Origin of the sequence: Acinetobacter sp. CFCC 11171 (assembly GCF_003268405.1) — a bacterium.
Taxonomy (GTDB): Bacteria; Pseudomonadota; Gammaproteobacteria; order Pseudomonadales; family Moraxellaceae; genus Acinetobacter; species Acinetobacter amyesii.
Genome location: NZ_LQXP01000099.1, coordinates 1 through 1,011, shown reverse-complemented (window position 1 = coordinate 1,011; position 1,011 = coordinate 1). Strand labels below are relative to the sequence as shown.

General features: G+C 37.2%; 2 protein-coding genes. One reads left to right on the top strand and one right to left on the bottom strand.

Annotation, left to right across the window (positions count from 1 at the left end):
- Positions 1–446 (bottom strand): MobA/MobL family protein (locus AVJ20_RS18010; protein ID WP_162689815.1); only part of this gene is annotated, 446 nt, incomplete at its 3' end.
- Between the two features lie 258 nt (positions 447–704).
- Here AVJ20_RS18010 and AVJ20_RS18005 point away from each other — a divergent pair.
- On the top strand, positions 705–1,011 hold a 307-nt coding region (locus AVJ20_RS18005; protein WP_111886147.1), incomplete at its 3' end, for a hypothetical protein.

Sequence of the window (1,011 nt, the reverse complement as noted above, 5' to 3'; positions counted from 1 at the left end):
ATGTGTACGTGATAGTTTTTATTATTGGTTTCATCGTTATGTTCATGTGGTGCATGGATGCAGGCATCGACAATAACATTGTGCTTGTTCACAAAGTCTCGGCAAAAGTCATCAACGATTTTTATGCGTTCTGCATCTGTTAATTCATGTGGTAAAGCACAGATATATTCTTTGGCGAGTCGTGCATTGGCTTTCATTGAGCCATTGGCATTGAATTCTTTTTTTTCTACTGTATTCCAAAGTGTTTGACGGTCTAAAAGTTTTGTATTGGTATGTTCTGGTGCATAAATATTTTTGTATTCAAGTCCCTTTTTTTTAGTGTAGTCCTGAGTCTTTCCAAAAGTCAGATCCTCTAATTTTTCACAGGCACGATAAGCAGCACAAGCAACGGCTGAACGTCCGTCACTTCGTGAGATGTTGCTTTCATTCAAATGAAAAATTGCCACTTTAAAAACCTAAATTTCTGCATACCGTGGTTTTGATTTTTGCAACTTTGAAAAAGTTGCTGACCATGCTAAAGCGAGGTCATGGGGTACAGGGGTTTCCCCTGTCGCAACGTCCACTTTTGAATGAAATGATAAAAGTGGGTAAGTGCGCCCTTCGTTTCACTCCGGGAAAACTTCGCTTCGCTACGTTTGATATTGCTCGCTTTGTTTTTTGACTCTATGATGATGTTTGATTATTGATCATCACGGTTTAATACTATGTCAGATATTCAAGAAAAGAAAGATGCAGTTTTAAAGAAACTCACCAAAGCACAGCAGAAAAAATTATCCCTGCAAGAGCAAATTGAGTATTTAAAAAAAGAACAAGAGCAGATCTTAGAACAGGCAAAACAGAAACAGAATGAGCTTAAACTCAAACAGCAAAAACTTTTAAGCGAAGCAAAAGCCCAAGAACGGAAAAATGAAACTAGACGGAAAATTTTGCTTGGCGCTTGGGTTTTGAATAAATTTAAGAATGATGAATCTTTTAAACATCAATGGGCTGATTTTGAGCAGTTTTTAAGTG